The organism is Pseudomonas sp. AL10, assembly GCF_029960685.1.
GTDB classification, from domain to species: Bacteria; Pseudomonadota; Gammaproteobacteria; order Pseudomonadales; family Pseudomonadaceae; genus Aquipseudomonas; species Aquipseudomonas lactis.
Window position 1 is genome coordinate 50,871 of record NZ_JASBQZ010000031.1, and the last position, 16,217, is coordinate 67,087.

At 62.0% G+C, this 16,217-nt stretch carries 10 protein-coding genes; 4 read left to right on the forward strand and 6 right to left on the reverse strand.

The window, feature by feature from the left end:
* Nucleotides 1–15 precede the first annotated feature (15 nt).
* From hpaD to QK296_RS22150, 4 genes are all read right to left on the reverse strand, one after another.
* Entirely contained in the window at nucleotides 16–873 is an 858-nt protein-coding gene (hpaD, locus tag QK296_RS22135) for a 3,4-dihydroxyphenylacetate 2,3-dioxygenase (RefSeq protein ID WP_003192392.1), read from the reverse strand.
* Between the two features lie 154 nt (nucleotides 874–1,027).
* Nucleotides 1,028–2,488: a 5-carboxymethyl-2-hydroxymuconate semialdehyde dehydrogenase gene (gene hpaE, locus QK296_RS22140; RefSeq protein WP_034134260.1), complete on the reverse strand. Its 1,461-nt coding sequence runs from the start codon at nucleotides 2,486–2,488 to the stop codon at nucleotides 1,028–1,030.
* A gap of 5 nt (nucleotides 2,489–2,493) precedes the next feature.
* Nucleotides 2,494–3,264, reverse strand: a complete 771-nt coding sequence (locus QK296_RS22145) for a fumarylacetoacetate hydrolase family protein (RefSeq protein ID WP_057711183.1) — start codon at nucleotides 3,262–3,264, stop codon at nucleotides 2,494–2,496.
* The gene (locus QK296_RS22150) at nucleotides 3,261–3,926 is read right to left on the reverse strand and encodes a fumarylacetoacetate hydrolase family protein (protein ID WP_282391309.1); all 666 of its coding nucleotides are present in this window, start codon (nucleotides 3,924–3,926) and stop codon (nucleotides 3,261–3,263) included. The genes QK296_RS22145 and QK296_RS22150 overlap by 4 nt, the downstream gene beginning before the upstream one ends.
* Before the next feature lie 128 nt (nucleotides 3,927–4,054).
* Between QK296_RS22150 and hpaA the strand changes: the two genes are divergently transcribed.
* The 3 genes from hpaA (at nucleotide 4,055) to QK296_RS22165 (ending at nucleotide 7,147) form a co-directional block, all read left to right on the forward strand.
* On the forward strand, nucleotides 4,055–4,915 hold the full coding sequence (gene hpaA / locus QK296_RS22155) for a 4-hydroxyphenylacetate catabolism regulatory protein HpaA (RefSeq protein WP_034134261.1): 861 nt from the start codon (nucleotides 4,055–4,057) through the stop codon (nucleotides 4,913–4,915).
* 522 nt (nucleotides 4,916–5,437) lie between these two features.
* The gene (locus tag QK296_RS22160; protein ID WP_282391310.1) at nucleotides 5,438–6,256 is read left to right on the forward strand and encodes a type III secretion protein; all 819 of its coding nucleotides are present in this window, start codon (nucleotides 5,438–5,440) and stop codon (nucleotides 6,254–6,256) included.
* Between the two features lie 36 nt (nucleotides 6,257–6,292).
* The gene (locus tag QK296_RS22165) at nucleotides 6,293–7,147 is read left to right on the forward strand and encodes a hypothetical protein (RefSeq protein WP_282391311.1); all 855 of its coding nucleotides are present in this window, start codon (nucleotides 6,293–6,295) and stop codon (nucleotides 7,145–7,147) included.
* Here QK296_RS22165 and QK296_RS22170 read toward each other — a convergent pair.
* Together QK296_RS22170 and QK296_RS22175 are read right to left on the reverse strand one after the other, a co-directional pair.
* Nucleotides 7,144–8,568, reverse strand: a complete 1,425-nt coding sequence (locus tag QK296_RS22170) for an efflux transporter outer membrane subunit (protein ID WP_003192382.1) — start codon at nucleotides 8,566–8,568, stop codon at nucleotides 7,144–7,146. The two genes, QK296_RS22165 and QK296_RS22170, sit on opposite strands and share 4 nt — an antisense overlap.
* Nucleotides 8,568–9,362, reverse strand: a complete 795-nt coding sequence (locus tag QK296_RS22175; RefSeq protein WP_282391312.1) for a helix-turn-helix transcriptional regulator — start codon at nucleotides 9,360–9,362, stop codon at nucleotides 8,568–8,570. Before QK296_RS22175 ends, QK296_RS22170 begins: the two co-directional genes overlap by 1 nt.
* A 490-nt stretch (nucleotides 9,363–9,852) precedes the next feature.
* On the opposite strand from QK296_RS22175, the gene QK296_RS22180 reads away from it, so the two are divergent.
* On the forward strand, nucleotides 9,853–16,122 hold the full coding sequence (locus tag QK296_RS22180; RefSeq protein ID WP_282391313.1) for a non-ribosomal peptide synthetase: 6,270 nt from the start codon (nucleotides 9,853–9,855) through the stop codon (nucleotides 16,120–16,122).
* Nucleotides 16,123–16,217 lie beyond the last annotated feature (95 nt).

Below are 16,217 nucleotides of genomic sequence, written 5' to 3' on the forward strand. Positions count from 1 at the left end.
GGGGCTCTCCCAGGGTTAAAGCGGGAAAATCGCGTTGATCTGGCCGGTGCCCGAACTGCCGAACGGCGGCGTGATGATCTCAGCCGGCTTGGCATAGTCCGGCCCACCCAGCAGGCCCAGGAGCATGGCGGTGTCGTGCATCTTGCCTTCGCCAAAACAGTGTTCGGCGTAGTCGGGCAGCATGGCGCAGAACTCTTTGAAGCGACCTTGCTTCCACATTTCCACGACATGCAGGTCCACCTGCTTGTCGAATTCGCGGGTCCAGTTGTGAATATTCGCCTCAGCCTCGCGGTCGTCCGAGAACCGATGGGACAGCGAGCCGGAAGCGAGCACCAGCACCTTGCGGTCGCTCTTTTCAATCGCCCGGCGCACGGCGGCGCCGAAGGCGAAGCTGTCTTCCAGGCGATGCCAGGCGCACCAGGCGGCGATGGAAATCACCTTGAATTTCTCTGCGTCGGGCACCCCCATATGCATGTAGCGCATGGGCACCAGGGTGCCGTATTCCAGCTCCAGGCTCGGGATGTTATGGGCCATGCTGCGCACGCCGGCCAGGTTGGCTTCGGCGGCGATCAGCTCCCCCAGTTCGGGGCAGCCGGGGTAGGCGTAGTCCATGTTCTTGATGAAGTGCGGCAGCTCGTTGCTGGTGTAAGTGCCCTGGAACTGTTCACCGCAATTGACGTGATAACCGCTGTTGACCAGCCAGTGCACGTCGAACACCACTGCCGTGTCGGCGCCCAGTTCTCGGGCTCGCCGGCCGATTTCCTTGTGCCCGGCAATCGCCGCTTCGCGACAGCCGTGATGCTTGCCGGGCAGTTCCGACAGGTACATCGACGGTACGTGGCAGATCTTCGCTGCCAGAACCACTTCGCCCATGATGACTCTCCTGAATAATTATTCTTGTATGGCCTGTGAGGTCCCTGTGGGAGCTGGCTTGCCTGCGATGGCATCGACTCGGTACGGCTAAAGGACCGCGGTGTCTGCATCGCGGGCAAGCCCGGCTCCCACAGGAGGCTTGTTTGAGCCTGGGCTACACGCCCCAGCGCGGAATGTGATGACTACCCATGGAAATACACACGTTCTTGATCTCGGCAAACACTTCGAAGCTGTACTGCCCACCTTCACGCCCGGTGCCCGAGCCTTTGACCCCGCCGAACGGCTGGCGCAAATCCCGTACATTCTGGCTATTGATAAATACCATGCCCGCTTCGATACCGCGCGCCAGGCGGTGGGCCTTGCCGATGTCCTGGGTCCAGATGTAGGAGGCCAGCCCGTATTCGGTGTCGTTGGCCAGTTGCAGCGCCTCGGCTTCATCCTTGAACGGAATCAGGCACACCACCGGGCCGAAGATTTCTTCCTGGGCGATGCGCATCCGGTTGTTCACGTCGGCAAACACCGTCGGCTGGATAAACTGGCCGCGGCTGAGGTGCGCCGGCAAGTTCGCCGGACGTTCCAGGCCGCCAGCCAGCAGCGTGGCGCCTTCCTCCAGACCGATCTTGATATAGCCGGTGACCTTGTCGTAATGGGCCTGGGTGATCATCGAGCCGACCTGAGTCTTGGGGTCCTGGGGGTCGCCGACGATCAGGCGCTTGGCCCGCGCCGCGAACTCGGCGACAAATTGTGGGTAGACGCTTTCCTGGATAAAGATCCGGCTGCCAGCGGTGCAACGCTCGCCGTTGAGGGAGAAGATCGTGAAGAGTGCTGCGTCGAGGGCGCGTTCCAGATCGGCGTCTTCAAAAATCAGCACCGGCGACTTGCCGCCCAGTTCCATGGAGTACTTTTTCAGGCCGGCGGTCTGCATGATTTTCTTGCCGGTGGCGGTGCCCCCGGTAAAGGAAATCGCCCGCACGTCCGGGTGGCGCACCAGGGCATCGCCCGCGGTGGCGCCGTAGCCCTGGATCACATTGAGCACGCCGTTGGGGATCCCGGCTTCCACCGCCAGGCGCCCCAGTTCATTGGCGGTCAGCGGCGACAGTTCCGACATCTTCAGCACCGCCGTATTGCCCAGCGCCAGGCACGGCGCGGTCTTCCAGGTGGCGGTCATGAACGGCACGTTCCAGGGCGACACCAGCCCGCACACGCCCACTGGCTGGTACAGGGTGTAGTTGAGCATCTGGTCGTCCACCGGGTAGGTGTGGCCGTCCATGCGCGTGCAGACTTCCGCGAAGAAATCAAAATTGTGCGAGGCACGCGGAATCAACACGTTCTTGGTCTGGTGGATCGGCAGGCCGGTGTCCAGGGTTTCCAGCTCGGCCAGGTGGGGCACGTTCTGTTCGATCAACTCGCCCAGTTTGCGCATCAAGCGTGCGCGCTCCTTGGCTGGTGTATTGGCCCACTTGGGAAACGCGGCCTTGGCCGCCGCCACGGCCTGCGCAACTTCTTCGGCACCGCCGCTGGCCACTTCGCCGATGGCCTCGCCGGTGGCCGGGTTGTAGTTGATAAAGGTGTCTTTGCTTTCGACCTCACGGCCGTTGATCCAGTGTTTGATCATGGTGCTCAAGCCTCTTTGCGCGCGGAGAAAAACTCCGTTTCACTGACAATACGGTTGACCAGGCGGCCCACACCTTCGACTTCCACCACCACTTCATCGCCCGGCACCACATCGGCCAGGCCCTCGGGCGTGCCGGTGGCGATCATGTCGCCCGGTTGCAGGGTCATGAAGCTGGACAGGTATTCGATGAGGTAGGGGATATCGAAAATCATGTCTTTCGTGCTGCCTTCCTGGCGCAGTTCGCCGTTGATCCAGGTGCGCAGCTTCAGGTTGCCTGGGTCGGGCACATCGGCCACGTCGACGATCCATGGGCCGACCGGGGTGGTGGCGTCACGGTTTTTCACGCGCAGGTTGGGACGGTAGTAATTCTCGAGGTAGTCGCGGATCGCATAGTCGTTGCACACCGTGTAACCGGCCAGGTAGTCCAGGGCGTCGGCGCGTTTGACGTTGCGCGCGGTCTTGCCGATCACCGCCACCAGCTCGCACTCGTAGTGCATGTAGGCGACGTTGTCCGGGCGCCAGGTAACTTGGCGGTGGCCGGTGTAGGTGCCCACCGATTTGATAAAGGCCAGCGGCTCGGTCGGCGGCGTAAAGGCCAGTTCGGCGGCGTGGTCGGCGTAGTTCAAACCCAGGGCGAACATGTTGCCGGTGGCGGGTGGCAGCCATTGCACCTGGTCTTCGGTGAGCAGGCGGCCATCGTCCAGGCGCGCGCTGCAATCGGCCTCCACCAGCACATTGTGGACGGTACCTTCAAATTGGATACGTGCGCGTTTCATGCCGATGCCTCTGCTGCAATGGTGTTGCTCAGGCGGCCAATGCCGGTGATGTCGACCTCGACCTGATCGCCTGGCTGTACATCCACGCGGCCTTGCGGGGTGCCGGTGATCAGCACGTCGCCGGGATGCAGGGTCATGAACTCGCTGATCTCGGCGATCAATTGCGGGATGTCCCGTACCCAATCGGCGGTGGAGCTTTCTTGGCGCAGCTCACCATTGACGAACAGCTTGAGGCTCAGTTGGTTGGGGTTGGCGACTTGATCCCGCGCAACCAGCTGCGGGCCCAGGGCGCAAAAACCATCGCGGCATTTGGCTTTGACGGCGGGGCGGTAGTAGCTGTCTTCCGGCAGGCTGAATTCATTCACCACCACATACCCGGCCACATGGGCCATGGCGTTCTCCAGGCTGACACGGCTGGCGCGCTGGCCGATCACCACGCCCAGCGCCGGGCCCGGTTGCAGGCGCTCGCCCGCAGGCTGCAGCACTACGCCGCGATGGGCATTGCGGGTGTTGGGCGTCTTGATAAACAGCACCGGCTTGGCTGGCGGCTTCTGGTAGGGCGCCTGTTGGAAGGCGGCGAGATGCTGGTCCAGCAGGCCCTGGTAGTTCAGCGCAACGCCGAACAGGGTGCCGCTGGCAACATCATGCAGGGTACGGCTCATGCGTTTCTCCTGGCGGTGACGACGGCTGCATAGGCAGTTCGTTAAGTTGTTAACGTTATAATTAATATGTTAACTACCGTCAAGCGTGGCACACTGCACTGGCCTCACAACAACAAGAAGAGAGCCCCGTGAAGCCGATCCCCAACATCAACATCGGGCAGGTCTACGACCAGCGCTACAGCGACGCCGAGGTGCATTACGACAAGCTCGGCAACCTGGCGGGTTTTTTCGGGCGCAATATGGCGGTGCATCGCCATGACCGGTTTTTCCAGGTGCATTACGTCAAGAGTGGCGCGGTGCGGGTGTATCTGGATGACCGCCAGTACGTTGAATCGGGGCCGATGTTTTTTCTCACGCCGCCCACGGTGGCCCACGCTTTTGTCACCGAAGCGGATGCCGATGGGCATGTATTGACGGTGCGCCAGCAGCTGGTGTGGAGTCTGATCGACGCCGATCCCAGCCTTGCCTCCGGTGCGGCCTGTGTCGCCTTGAATGGCGACGCCGAGGGGCTGGAGCAACTCTTCGAGGCGCTGTGCAGTGAAATCAACACCGAACGGGCAGGGCGCGCCGCCGCCCTCGACAGCCTCACAAGGCTGATCATGATCCGCCTGCTGCGCCTGTGCGCCCACGCCCAGCCGGCACGCCCGACCGCCCATGAAGACCTGCGCATCTTCCATCGTTTCAACGAGCTGATCGAAGCCCACTACCTGGAACATTGGCCGTTGGCGCGTTATGCCGAAAGTATTGGCGTGACCCAGGCGCGGCTCAATGAAGTGTGCCGGCGCATTGCCGACCTGCCCTCCAAGCGCCTGATCCTGGAGCGGCTGATGCAGGAGGCCAAGCGCCTGCTGTTGTTTACCGGCAGTTCGGCAAATGAAATCTGCTACCAGCTGGGGTTCAAGGACCCGGCGTATTTCAGCCGGTTTTTCTTGCGGTATGCGCAGATGACGCCGGGGGAGTATCGGATACGGCAGGCGGGGATGCGCTGATAAGGAGTCGGACAAAAAACGCAACGTTGAGGAATTGGCTGATAGTGGTCCGTTAAGCGAGAAGGATGTTGTTACCTGTCGAGCCGGAACCTTTCCCCCCGCCTGGCCACGCAAGAGTACTTGTTCAGTGCCGGGTTCGGCAGTGGCAGTGGGCAAGTAGTGCCAGACCGTTCGCGATTATCCCCCTTCGATCAAATGAGACGCCCTACCATGCTCACGCACACTCAGCCTGCTTATTCGCCCGCGCACTCAAGGTTTACATCGCCTGGTAAAACCCTTGATCAGGCAGTGACAGATCAACCCAATCACTTTGGTAAATTACCGGCACATTCTCCGATTGGCCCAAGTGTCAACTCAAACCGGGACGCAGAGCTGGGGGAGCTGTTGAAGTTGTTGGGTACATTAGTCGTGTCACTTAAAACCTGGATGAGCAGGGAGAATGAGGCGCCGAAACCACAGCCACCCGTTACGGCTTACCCAACCCCACTTGTGAGTTCACCGCACAGGCCGCTGGTTAATACCGTGCCTGCACCGGACAGCGTTCCCACCATCAGGCGTGAGTGGAAAGAACAATTGGCACCGTTCATGAACCGGTCGAACCTGGCCAGTACCCGTAACGCGTTTGATACCGAACTTATTGAGATGTTCTCAGATAAAAACTATGAGCCAATCACTGCGTTTATGTCTGAAAAACCCAAAGGTCAAAAGCCTGACGATCTGCACAATGGGTTGCGTGCCACGTATGAGAACTTTCCTTATCTGGGTGCTCTGGGCCGAGAGGAGCACGTGGCCGCGATCAAGGTTGCTATGGCCACGTTCGGGCAAAGCCCAGCCGGGATTTTCAAGCACGTCGCCAAACATGGTGACCACTATGACGTGACGATGCGAGACGGCTTCAAGCTGACAATCACCGTTGAAGAACTTGAACTGGCGGCCAAGGCGGCAAAGTTCAGTGGCGGCGATGAAGGCATGGTCAAGGATGCGCAATTTCTGTTTGCTGTGATGAGCAAGCGTCAATACCTGGAGCTTGAGCGCGACAGCGCAACGGACCCCTTCATGAGCCTGTACGGCAAAGACAGTGCGTACCACGCCCATCGCACTTATCCCGGTGTGCTGTCGGGGGCCGGAGGCGGCATCGACGGTGATACGGCGCTGTCCTATCTGGGGCTTAAAGAACATCTGCAGGTCATCGATGCCAGTGCATTGGGCACGCAGGTCGGCGTGCCGTTGGACAAGGGCGCACGAAACAAGAACGGTGTAATTATTGAGGGCGTGATGGAGGGGCAGTTATATAACACGCCGGTTTCACCGTCATTGAAGGTGGTCACGCTTCGCGGGTGATTTAAAGTATTTAGTGAATAATAGGGGTTGTTCAACATGTTAGTGTCTTCTGTTAACACTGCTGCTTTTGGTCATGCCAGGGCAAGCGACGCCGTCACTTCGCCACGTGTTTTGCCCTTCGCCAACGCCTCTGCCCCAACTGGAACTTCTGAACAACTCAGTCGCCTGGTCGGCGAATTGGAGCGCTTGTTGACGGTGTTATCTGCGCGGTTAAAACCTGAAGTCGATTCAACACCTTTGCCTGCGCCGGTCCCCGATAAACGCAACGGCAAACGTGACGAATTCTTGAAAGGTACGCCTGCGAACACGGGCATCAAGCCCGGTGATATTTTCAAAGACTTTTACCAATTGGCCGAAGGTAATTGCGTGACGATATCCGCGATTAAAGCCGCGATGATGAGGTTCGGCCATAACCCTTACGGTATTTACAAAACCATTGAGGCCAGCGATAGCGGCTATCGCATTGTCATGCGCGATGGGTTCAAACTGCACATCACCGATGACGAACTGAAGCAGGCCAAGGCCGGCGCCCACTTCGGCACCGACAGGCCCAACGATGTTCTGGTCAATGCGCAGTTTTTATACGCTGTCAGTGCCAAGCGAGCCTACCTTGAAAATAATGATGGGGAGGCCAATAAGAGCTTTGCCGCCGCCATGCGCAGCCTCAATGATGGTGAGTATCCGGGGCAAGCGTTGCGTCGCCTGGGCTTGAAAGACTTCGTTGCGCCCGCAACCCTCCAGGACTTCCTCAACGGCGCCATCGGCACGGTCAACAGCGGGTTCCATTCGATGGCCGCTGTGGGCGGCTTCGTGGACAGTTATGGGCACAAACAGCCACTGGATAGCCGCGACCCAAATCGTCATGCCGAGTCTGGACTCAAGTTGCTCTAACGCGCGGCCGCCAGGTTCGGCCATTGCGTCCACGCGCCACCCAGCGCCGTATACAGGTTCACCTCGGCGACCAACTGCGCCAGCCGGTCCACAATCAGCGCCTGTTGTGCGCTGAACAGTGAACGCTGCGCATCGAGGAACGTCAGGTTGCTGTCCACGCCGCTGCGGTAACGGTGCTGGGCCAGGTTGTAATAGGTCTGGTTGGCCTCGACGAAATCCCGTTGCGCCGCCAGTTGGTCGTTGAAGGTCTGGCGTGCGGCGAGGCCGTCGGCTACTTCCTGGAAGGCAGCCTGGATGGATTTTTCGTACTGGGCCACGGTGATGTCTTTTTGCAGCTTGGCGTAATCCAGGCTGGCACGCAGGCTGCCGGCGTTGAAGATCGGCAGGTTGATCTGCGGTTGGAATGTCCAACTGCCCGAGCCACCCTTGAACAGCCCCGACAGCTCTGTGCTGGTGCTGCCCGCGTTTGCCGTGAGGGTCACTGAAGGAAAGAACGCAGCACGGGCCGCACCGATATTGGCGTTGGCCGCCTGCAGCTGGTATTCGGCCTGGAGGATATCCGGGCGGCGTTGCAGCAGGTCCGAGGGCAAACCGGCGGGCACGCGGGCGACCAGGTCATCGGCCAGCGGGCGCGCGGGCAAGTGTTCATCCACTGGGCCACCCACCAGCAACATGAGGTTGTTGAGGTCCTGGGCCACTTGGCGCTCATAGCGGGCCACGCTGGCGCGAGTACTTTCCACCGCTGTGCGCGCTTGCACCACGTCCAGCGCCGAGGCTTTGCCTGCGCTTTTACTGCGGCGGGTCAATTGCCAGCTGTGGTCGTTGGCCGCCAGGGTTTGCTCGGCCAGGGCCAGCAGTTCTTGGTCGGCCCGCCAGGTCAGGTAGGCATTGGCGACGTTGGCCACCAGGCTCAATTGCGCGCTGCGCCGCGCTTGTTCGCTGCCCAGGTAAGTAAGCAGCGCCTGTTCGCTGAGGCTGCGCACGCGGCCGAACAAATCCAGCTCATAGGCGCTCAGCCCCAAGGTGGCGGAATAGTTGGAGGTGATCGCTGACTTGCCGGTGCCGGTCACGCTCCCTGGCAACTTCTGGCGCTTGCCGGCGCCGGTGGCGGAGATCGCTGGGAACAAATCCGCGCGCTGGATACGGTACTGCGCCTGGAACGCCTGCACATTCAGGGCTGCCACCCGCAGGTCGCGGTTGTTGACCAGCGCATCATTAATCAACTGTTGCAGCGCCGGGTCGTGGAACAGTTGCTGCCAGTCCGGGTTCTGCGCCATGTTGCCGGCCTGCGCCAGGCGGTAGACACCGCCTTGGGGGTACTGCGCAGGCGTCGGCGCCGCTGGCTGCTGGTACTCGGGGATCAGCGAGCAACCGCCGAGCATCCAGGCCATGCCGAGGGTGCACAGCGTCTGTTTATTCATCAGGCGCCCACCATCCATTTGGCCAGGCCATGTCGGCCGCTCACGCCCAGCTTGGCGGCGGCGCGCTTGAGGTAGGTCTCGATCGAGCTGTTTTTGACGCTGAGTTTCTGTGCGATTTGCGGCACGGTGCCGCCGGTCAGCAGGCCCAGGCACACTTCCTGTTCCCGCGCCGAAAGGGTGATGTCGCTCAAAGACAAGCGCTTGTAGAACTCACGCTGCAACTGCGATTGTTCCAGCAGGGTATGGACCGGCTCAGTCTCGGCGTGTGGCGCCTGGCGCAGGCACTGGGCGTGCCGCTCCATCAACGGCAACAGCGTGTCCGACAGGCACTTGAGAAACGACAACTCAGCCAGGGAAAACCCCTGCTGGGTCGGCAGGCGGTAGAGCGAAATCACACAGCGCCGGTTGCCCTGGCGCGATACCAGGTTGCACTGGTGCGAGGTGCCGCGCGGGTGCGCGCTGTTGGCCTTGGCGTTCATCTGGATCAGCAGCGGATCTTGCATGTGCAGCATCTGCCGCAACAACGGGTGGTCGTTCAGCGCATGCAGGGTCTGGGGCACAGACAAATCCTTCTTCACCCCGGCGCTGCCCAGTAGCTTGATGTCCAGCACGCGGTCGCGCAGTTCATCCAGGGTCCACTCGCTGAGGTCCACCAGGTGAATCGGTACCCACTTGCCCACCAGCTGCAGCATGGTGGCGGCGAAATGTTCGTCGCCGCTGTTTGAAATCAACTCGCCCATTTCGGCATAAAAAAGCGGGCCGCATGTGTCGCCAATACTTGAGGTCAGACTCATAGCCATCTCATCCTTGATGTCGAAAACCGTCAACGGTTGCCCAGGGCCTGCGCAGGGCGCTCCGTACTGCTTGAACGTAACTCGGCGTTCGAGATGTTATTTAGCCATAGGGATTTGTCCTACGTATGTAGCGGAAACGAGGGACACAAGCTGCCATAAAAATTGCGCCATTAAACCGACGTTTCTCTTGAATTAAGCCGGCTACGTACAGGCGTAAGTTATTTTTAGCCTTGGTTAACTTATTGATGTAAATAATGAATTTATAAAATAAAGAGGTTGCTAAGAGACTCGGGATGGATCCGATGTAGCCAATCTCCTACAACGCTTTAATCGTTTCAGCCATGAACCTTCCACCAAGGCCTATCCATCCATTTGAATGTCCGGGTTTCGGGTGTCAGACACCCCCCGGCGCCCATGCTCAAATCCGGCCACATCGGTGTAATGGGCCACCTCTGCGCGGCCAGTGCCTGACCCCCATGAGAAGGATCTTATGCAGCATTCCTCCAGCCTGCCGGCCCGCTTCCCCCTCACTGGCCCCCAACAAGACATTTGGCTCGACCAACTGCGCGTGGGCGACTCGCCGCTGTACAACATTGGCGGCTACCTGGATTTTGCCGGCACCGTCGAGCCCGAACGCATGCGCCGTGCCGTCGCACTGCTGGTGGCCCGTCACGATGCGCTACGCACTCAACTGCATACCGACGCCAATGGCCTGCCTGGGCAAACATACGCCCCTGAGTTGAGGGTGGAGATGGCGCTGCATGATTTCTCCGCGCTGCCCGACCCATCGGCGGCAACCCAAGCCTTGATGCAGGCGCAAATGGCCCGGCCCTACGCCCTGAGCGGCGAACCACTGTGCCGGTTTTTCCTGGTCAAACTTGACCATGATCACTACCGCCTCGGCACCCAGGCTCATCACCTGATCCTCGACGGCTGGGGCTTCGGCCAGATGCTGCAATCCCTCGCGCAGCTCTACAGCGCCCTGGAGCAGGGGCGAGACACTGAGCTGCTGGCGCCGTCCTACATCGACTTTATCGACACCGACCAGCGCTACCTGCAATCGGCCCGCTACGCCCGCGACCGCGACTATTGGCTGGGCAAATACCAAGTGCTGCCCGAACCACTGCTCACCCCCAGGCACAACGCCAAGACGTCGAGCAACACCTGGGTGCAAGGCTTCCCGGTGCCGTTGCAGAGCCGCATGGAGCAGGTTGCCAACCACTACCAGGCGTCGGCCTTTCATGTGTTGCTGGCGGCGATGTATGTGTATTTCACCCGCACCAGCCAACGCCAGGAATGGGCGGTGGGGCTGCCGATTCTCAACCGCTCCAACGCGCGTTTTCGCGCCACTGTGGGCCTGTTCACCCAGGTCAGCGCGGTACGTTTTGCGTTCAGCGAGGGCGTGTCTTTCGGTGCCCTGGTGCGTGGCATCCGTGATCAGCTCAAGCAGGACTTTCGTCATCAGCGCTTCCCGTTGAGTGAGATGAACCGCGAGCTGGGCCTGCGCCGAACGGATCGCGGGCAACTCTTTGACGTGTCGGTATCGTTCGAGCAGGACGACCACGATCTGCGCTTCGGTCAGGTCCAGGCCCGCGCTATCAAGGTTTCCAATCAGCATGAAGCGCTACCGCTCGCCATTCACCTGCGCAGCCATCGTTACCAGGACAATGCCTGGCTGCATTGCGTCTACAACGAGGCGTATTTCCAGGCGGGCGACGTGCAGGCATTGGCCCAGCGCTTCATCGGGCTGCTGGAACAGGGGCTGGAAGATACTGCGCTGCCCATCGCTGAGTTTTCCATGCTGTTGCCCCAGGAGCAGGCCCGATTGCAGCACTGGAACGCCACCGCGCAACCCAACGCTACGCCGCAAACCCTGCACCAGCGTATTGAAGCCCAGGCCGACCGTACGCCCCACGCTATTGCGGCGGTGTATCAGGACCGCTCACTGAGCTACACCCAACTCAACCGCCAGGCCAATGCGCTGGCCCACCAATTAGTGGCGCTCGGCGTACAGCCCGATGACCGCGTTGCGATCCTGGCCCGGCGTGGCCTCGACACCCTGGCGGGGCTGTTGGCGATCCTCAAGTCCGGGGCCTGCTATGTGCCGCTGGACCCGGCCCATCCCGCCGAACGCCTGGAGTACCTGCTGCACGACAGCGCGCCCGTGGCCATCCTGACCCAGCACGATTTACGCCAGCGTCTGCCCGTCTCGACGGTACCGGTGATCGCGCTGGAGCCTGGCAATGCGTCCATCGACAGCAACCCTCAGGTTGCGGTCACGCCGTCGAACCTGGCCTATGTGATTTACACCTCGGGTTCCACCGGCTTGCCCAAGGGCGTGATGGTTGAACATCACAGCGTGTCGAACCTGGTGGACTGGCATTGCCAGGCGTTCGACCTGCACGCGGGCAGCCACACCGCCAGCGTCGCAGGCTTCGGTTTTGATGCCATGGCCTGGGAGGTCTGGCCGGCGTTGTGCGTGGGCGCGACCTTGCACCTGCCACCGGCTCAGGAGGGCGCGGAAGATATCGACGCGTTGCTCGGCTGGTGGCGCTCGCAACCGTTGGATGTGTGTTTCCTGCCCACGCCTGTGGCCGAATATGCGTTCAGCCAGGGGCAGGGGCATCCCACCTTGCGCACCTTGCTGATCGGCGGCGACCGCCTGCGCACCTTCACCCAGGCGCAGACGTTTGCGGTGGTGAACAACTATGGTCCCACCGAAGCCACGGTGGTGGCGACCTCGGGGCGTGTCGAGGTGGGCCAGCCGTTGCATATCGGCGCGCCGGTCGCCAATGCCCGGGTCTACCTGCTGGACGCGCAACAACGTCCGGTGCCGATTGGCGTGGCGGGGGAGTTGTATGTCGGCGGCAAGGGTGTGGCGCGGGGGTACCTGAACCGTCCGGAACTCAGTGCCGAACGTTTTCTCGACGACCCTTTCAGCGGTGGTCGGATGTACCGCACCGGCGACCTGGCGCGCTGGCTGCCAGACGGCACTCTCGACTACCTGGGGCGCAACGACGATCAGGTAAAAATCCGGGGCGTGCGCATCGAACTGGGGGAGATCGAATCGGCCCTGGCCAGCCATCCGGCGCTTCAGGACGCGGTGGTGCAGTTTCGCGACGGGCAATTATGGGCCTGGTTTGTGCCACGTCAGCCTGTGGAAATCGAAGCACTGCGCACCCACCTGCAAGCCACGCTGGCGGACTACATGCTGCCCGCGGCTTACGTGCGCCTCGACGCGTTGCCCCTCACCGCCAACGGCAAGCTCGACCGCCGAGCCTTGCCGTCACCCACCCAGGAAGCCTTTATTACCCGTCGCTTCGAAGCGCCCCGGGAGGGCGTGGAAACCACACTGGCGCAGATCTGGTCCGAGTTGCTGCACGTGCAACCAGTGGGTCGCCACGATCATTTCTTCGAGCTGGGCGGGCATTCGCTGTTGGCGGTGCAGCTGGTGCAGCGTATGCGCGAGGCCGGCCTGCGCGCCGACGTGCAGGTGCTGTTCGGCCAGCCCACCGTGGCGGCGCTGGCGGCGGCGTGTGGCGGTCACGAACAGGCGGTGCCGGCCAATCGAATCCCGGCCGGTTGCACCCATATCACCACGGACTTGCTCGCCCTGGCCGAACTCGATCAACCCAGCCTTGATCGTATCGTCGGCAGCATCCCCGGTGGCGCCGCCAACGTGCAGGACATCTATCCGCTGGCGCCGTTGCAGGAAGGGTTGCTCTACCACCACCTCACCGACGCGCACGACCCGTACCAGCAACAGGCGCTGTTCAGTTTTGCGCACCGCGAGCAACTGGAGGCCTTTGCCAGTGCCTTGCAACAGGTGATCAATCGCCACGATATTTTGCGTACCAGCCTGGTGTGGGATGCCCTTGAACAACCAATGCAGATGGTGTGGCGCCAGGCGCAGTTGCGGGTTGAACCGCTGCGCGAACCGGCGCAACCGCTGGACTTGCGCCAGGCGCCGCTGATGGCCCTGGATTACGCCGAGGAGCCCCAGCACCAGCGCTGGGTCGCCAGGCTGCGCTTTCATCATCTGGTCAACGATGCCACGTCGACCACGCTGCTGGTGGACGAGATTCGCGCCCATTTGCTGGGCCAACAGGCGCAACTGCCGGCGCCCGTGCCTTATCGCAATATGGTGGCGCACGCCCGTTCGACCGTGCGCCAGGCGGCGCATGAAGCGTTCTTTCGAGAGCGTCTGGCGGATGTAGATGAGCCGACCTTGGCGTTCGGCCTGCAGGAGCGCCAGGCCAATCGCGCCGAAACCGAAGAGGCGCAGCGTGCGCTCAGCGACACGCTCAATCTACGCCTGCGTAGCCAGGCCCGAGCCCTTGGGGTGAGTGCTGCGAGCCTGTTCCACCTGGCCTGGGCTCAGGTGCTAAGCCGTGTCGCGGGCCGCGAAGACGTGGTGTTCGGCACCGTGCTGCTCGGCCGTTTGCAAGCCGGCGAGGGGGCCGAGCGGGCCTTGGGCATGTTCATCAACACCTTGCCGCTGCGCCTGCGCCTGGCCGGGCAAAACGTGGCGCAGGCGCTGCACGACACCCACGCGCAACTGAGTGCCTTGCTCGCCCATGAACAGGCGTCGCTGGCATTGGCCCAGCGCTGCAGTGGGGTGACCGGGCTATTCAACAGCCTGCTCAACTACCGTCACACCTCGGCCGACCCCGAGCTGAACCTGGTGCCGGGCATTGCCTTGCTCAGCAGTGAAGACATCCTCAGTTACCCGTTGATGCTCACGGTGGACGACCTGGGCAGTGGCGTGCGGCTCAAGGCCAAGACGCCACGCGCAGTCGGCGCTGAACGGGTCTTGGATTACTTGGACGTCACCCTGAACGGCCTGGCGGACGCACTGGAAAACACGCCGAAAATGCCGTTGCGCGAGGTGCCAGTGTTGCCCGCCAGCGAACTGCGCAGATTGCTGGTGGACTTCAACACGACCGCCACCGACCACCCGCACACGTTGACCGTGCAAGCGCTGTTTGAAGCCCATGCGCGGCGAATCCCCGATGCCATCGCGGTGCAGACGGATGAGCAGGCATTGACCTACCGCGAGCTCAACGAACGCGCCAACCAACTGGCCTTCCACTTGCGCGAGCACGGCGTACAGCCCGACGCGCGGGTGGCATTGTGCGTAGAGCGAGGGTTGGATCTGGTGGTGGGCTTGCTGGGCATTCTCAAGGCCGGCGGCGCCTATGTGCCCCTCGACCCCGGTTACCCACGCGAGCGCCTGGCCTACATGCTTGCCGACAGCCAGCCGGTGGCGCTGCTGGTACAGGCCGCCACCCGCGACGTGGTGGGCGATGTCTCGATCCCGCTGATCGACTTCGACCACTGCGCCTGGAACCATGCACCGATCGACAACCCACAAGTGCCCGGCTTGAGCGTCGCCAACCTCGCCTACGTGATGTACACCTCGGGTTCCACCGGCACACCCAAGGGCGTGATGATCGAGCATCGCGGCCTGGGCAATCTGCTGCAGTGGGGCTCGCACCTGTGCCCGAACGCCGAAGGCGGCGCCTTGTTGCAGCGCGCACCGTTCAGCTTCGACGGTTCAGTGTGGGAGCTGTTCTGGCCGTTGAGCAACGGCATGCGCCTGGTGTTGGCGCGGCCCGATGGGCACCGCGAGCCGGCGTACCTGGCGCAAGTGATTCGCACGCAGCAGATCAGCGTGATCAAGTTCGTGCCCGCCATGTTGCAGCAGTTTCTCGACCTGGATGAATCGGCCCTGTGCACCAGCCTCACCGATGTGCTGTGCGGCGGCGGTGAACTCACCGCCGCCCTGGCCCGGGGCGTACAGGCGCGCTTGCCCAGGGTGCGTTTGCACAACGTGTACGGCCCCACCGAAGCCACGGTGGACAGCAGCGCCTGGACCCTCGAACCCGGCGCGCCGGTGCCCATCCTGCAACTGCCGATTGGCCGCCCCATCAACAACACCCGCCTGTACGTGCTAGACGCCCATGATGCGCCGGTGCCCATGGGCATCAGCGGCCAATTGCACATCGGCGGCGTCGGCGTTGCCCGTGGCTACCTGGGCCTGGAGCAGCTGACTGCCGAACGTTTTATCGACAGCCCCTTCGTGGCTGGCGACCGCCTGTATCGAACCGGCGACCTGGTGCGCTACCTGCCCGACGGCACGCTTGAGTTCCTCGGGCGCAACGACTTCCAAGTCAAACTGCGCGGCGTGCGCCTGGAACTGGGCGAGATCGAAGCATGCCTGGCCACCCACCCGGCGTTGCACGAGGTGGCCGTATTGATTTGCGATGAGCGCCTGGTGGCCTACTTCACCCTGCGCGGCCAGGCGCCGAGCCTGCAAGCCTTGCGTGACCATGCGCTGGAACACCTGCCGGAATACATGGTGCCGGCCGCCTTCGTGCAACTCGACGCACTGCCCCTCAACCCCGCCGGCAAACTCGACCGCAAGGCCCTGCCAGCGCCAGGGCTGGAGGCTGTGCTTAGCCGAGCCTACGAAGCGCCAGTGGGCGAGGTGGAAAGCCTGATGGCCGGGATCTGGGCCGAGGTGTTGAAACTCGAACGGGTAGGGCGCCATGACCACTTCTTTGAACTGGGCGGGCACTCCCTACTGGCAGTGAACCTTGTCGCCCGCCTGCGCAAGGCCGGGCTGGACGTGGACGCCCGCACCCTGTTCAGCCAGCCCACACTGGCGCAACTGGCCGCGAAAACAGCGGCGCAGGCCCCGCGTGTAGAAGCACCACAAACCGCCATTCCCCAACTCAATCGCCGTCGACGGATTTAGCTCAGGCACTGCGATCCAATGTGGGAGCTGGCTTGCCTGTGAAGACGGCCTAACAGTCAACACAGTTGGACCGGGTACATATCCGTTATTTAGGT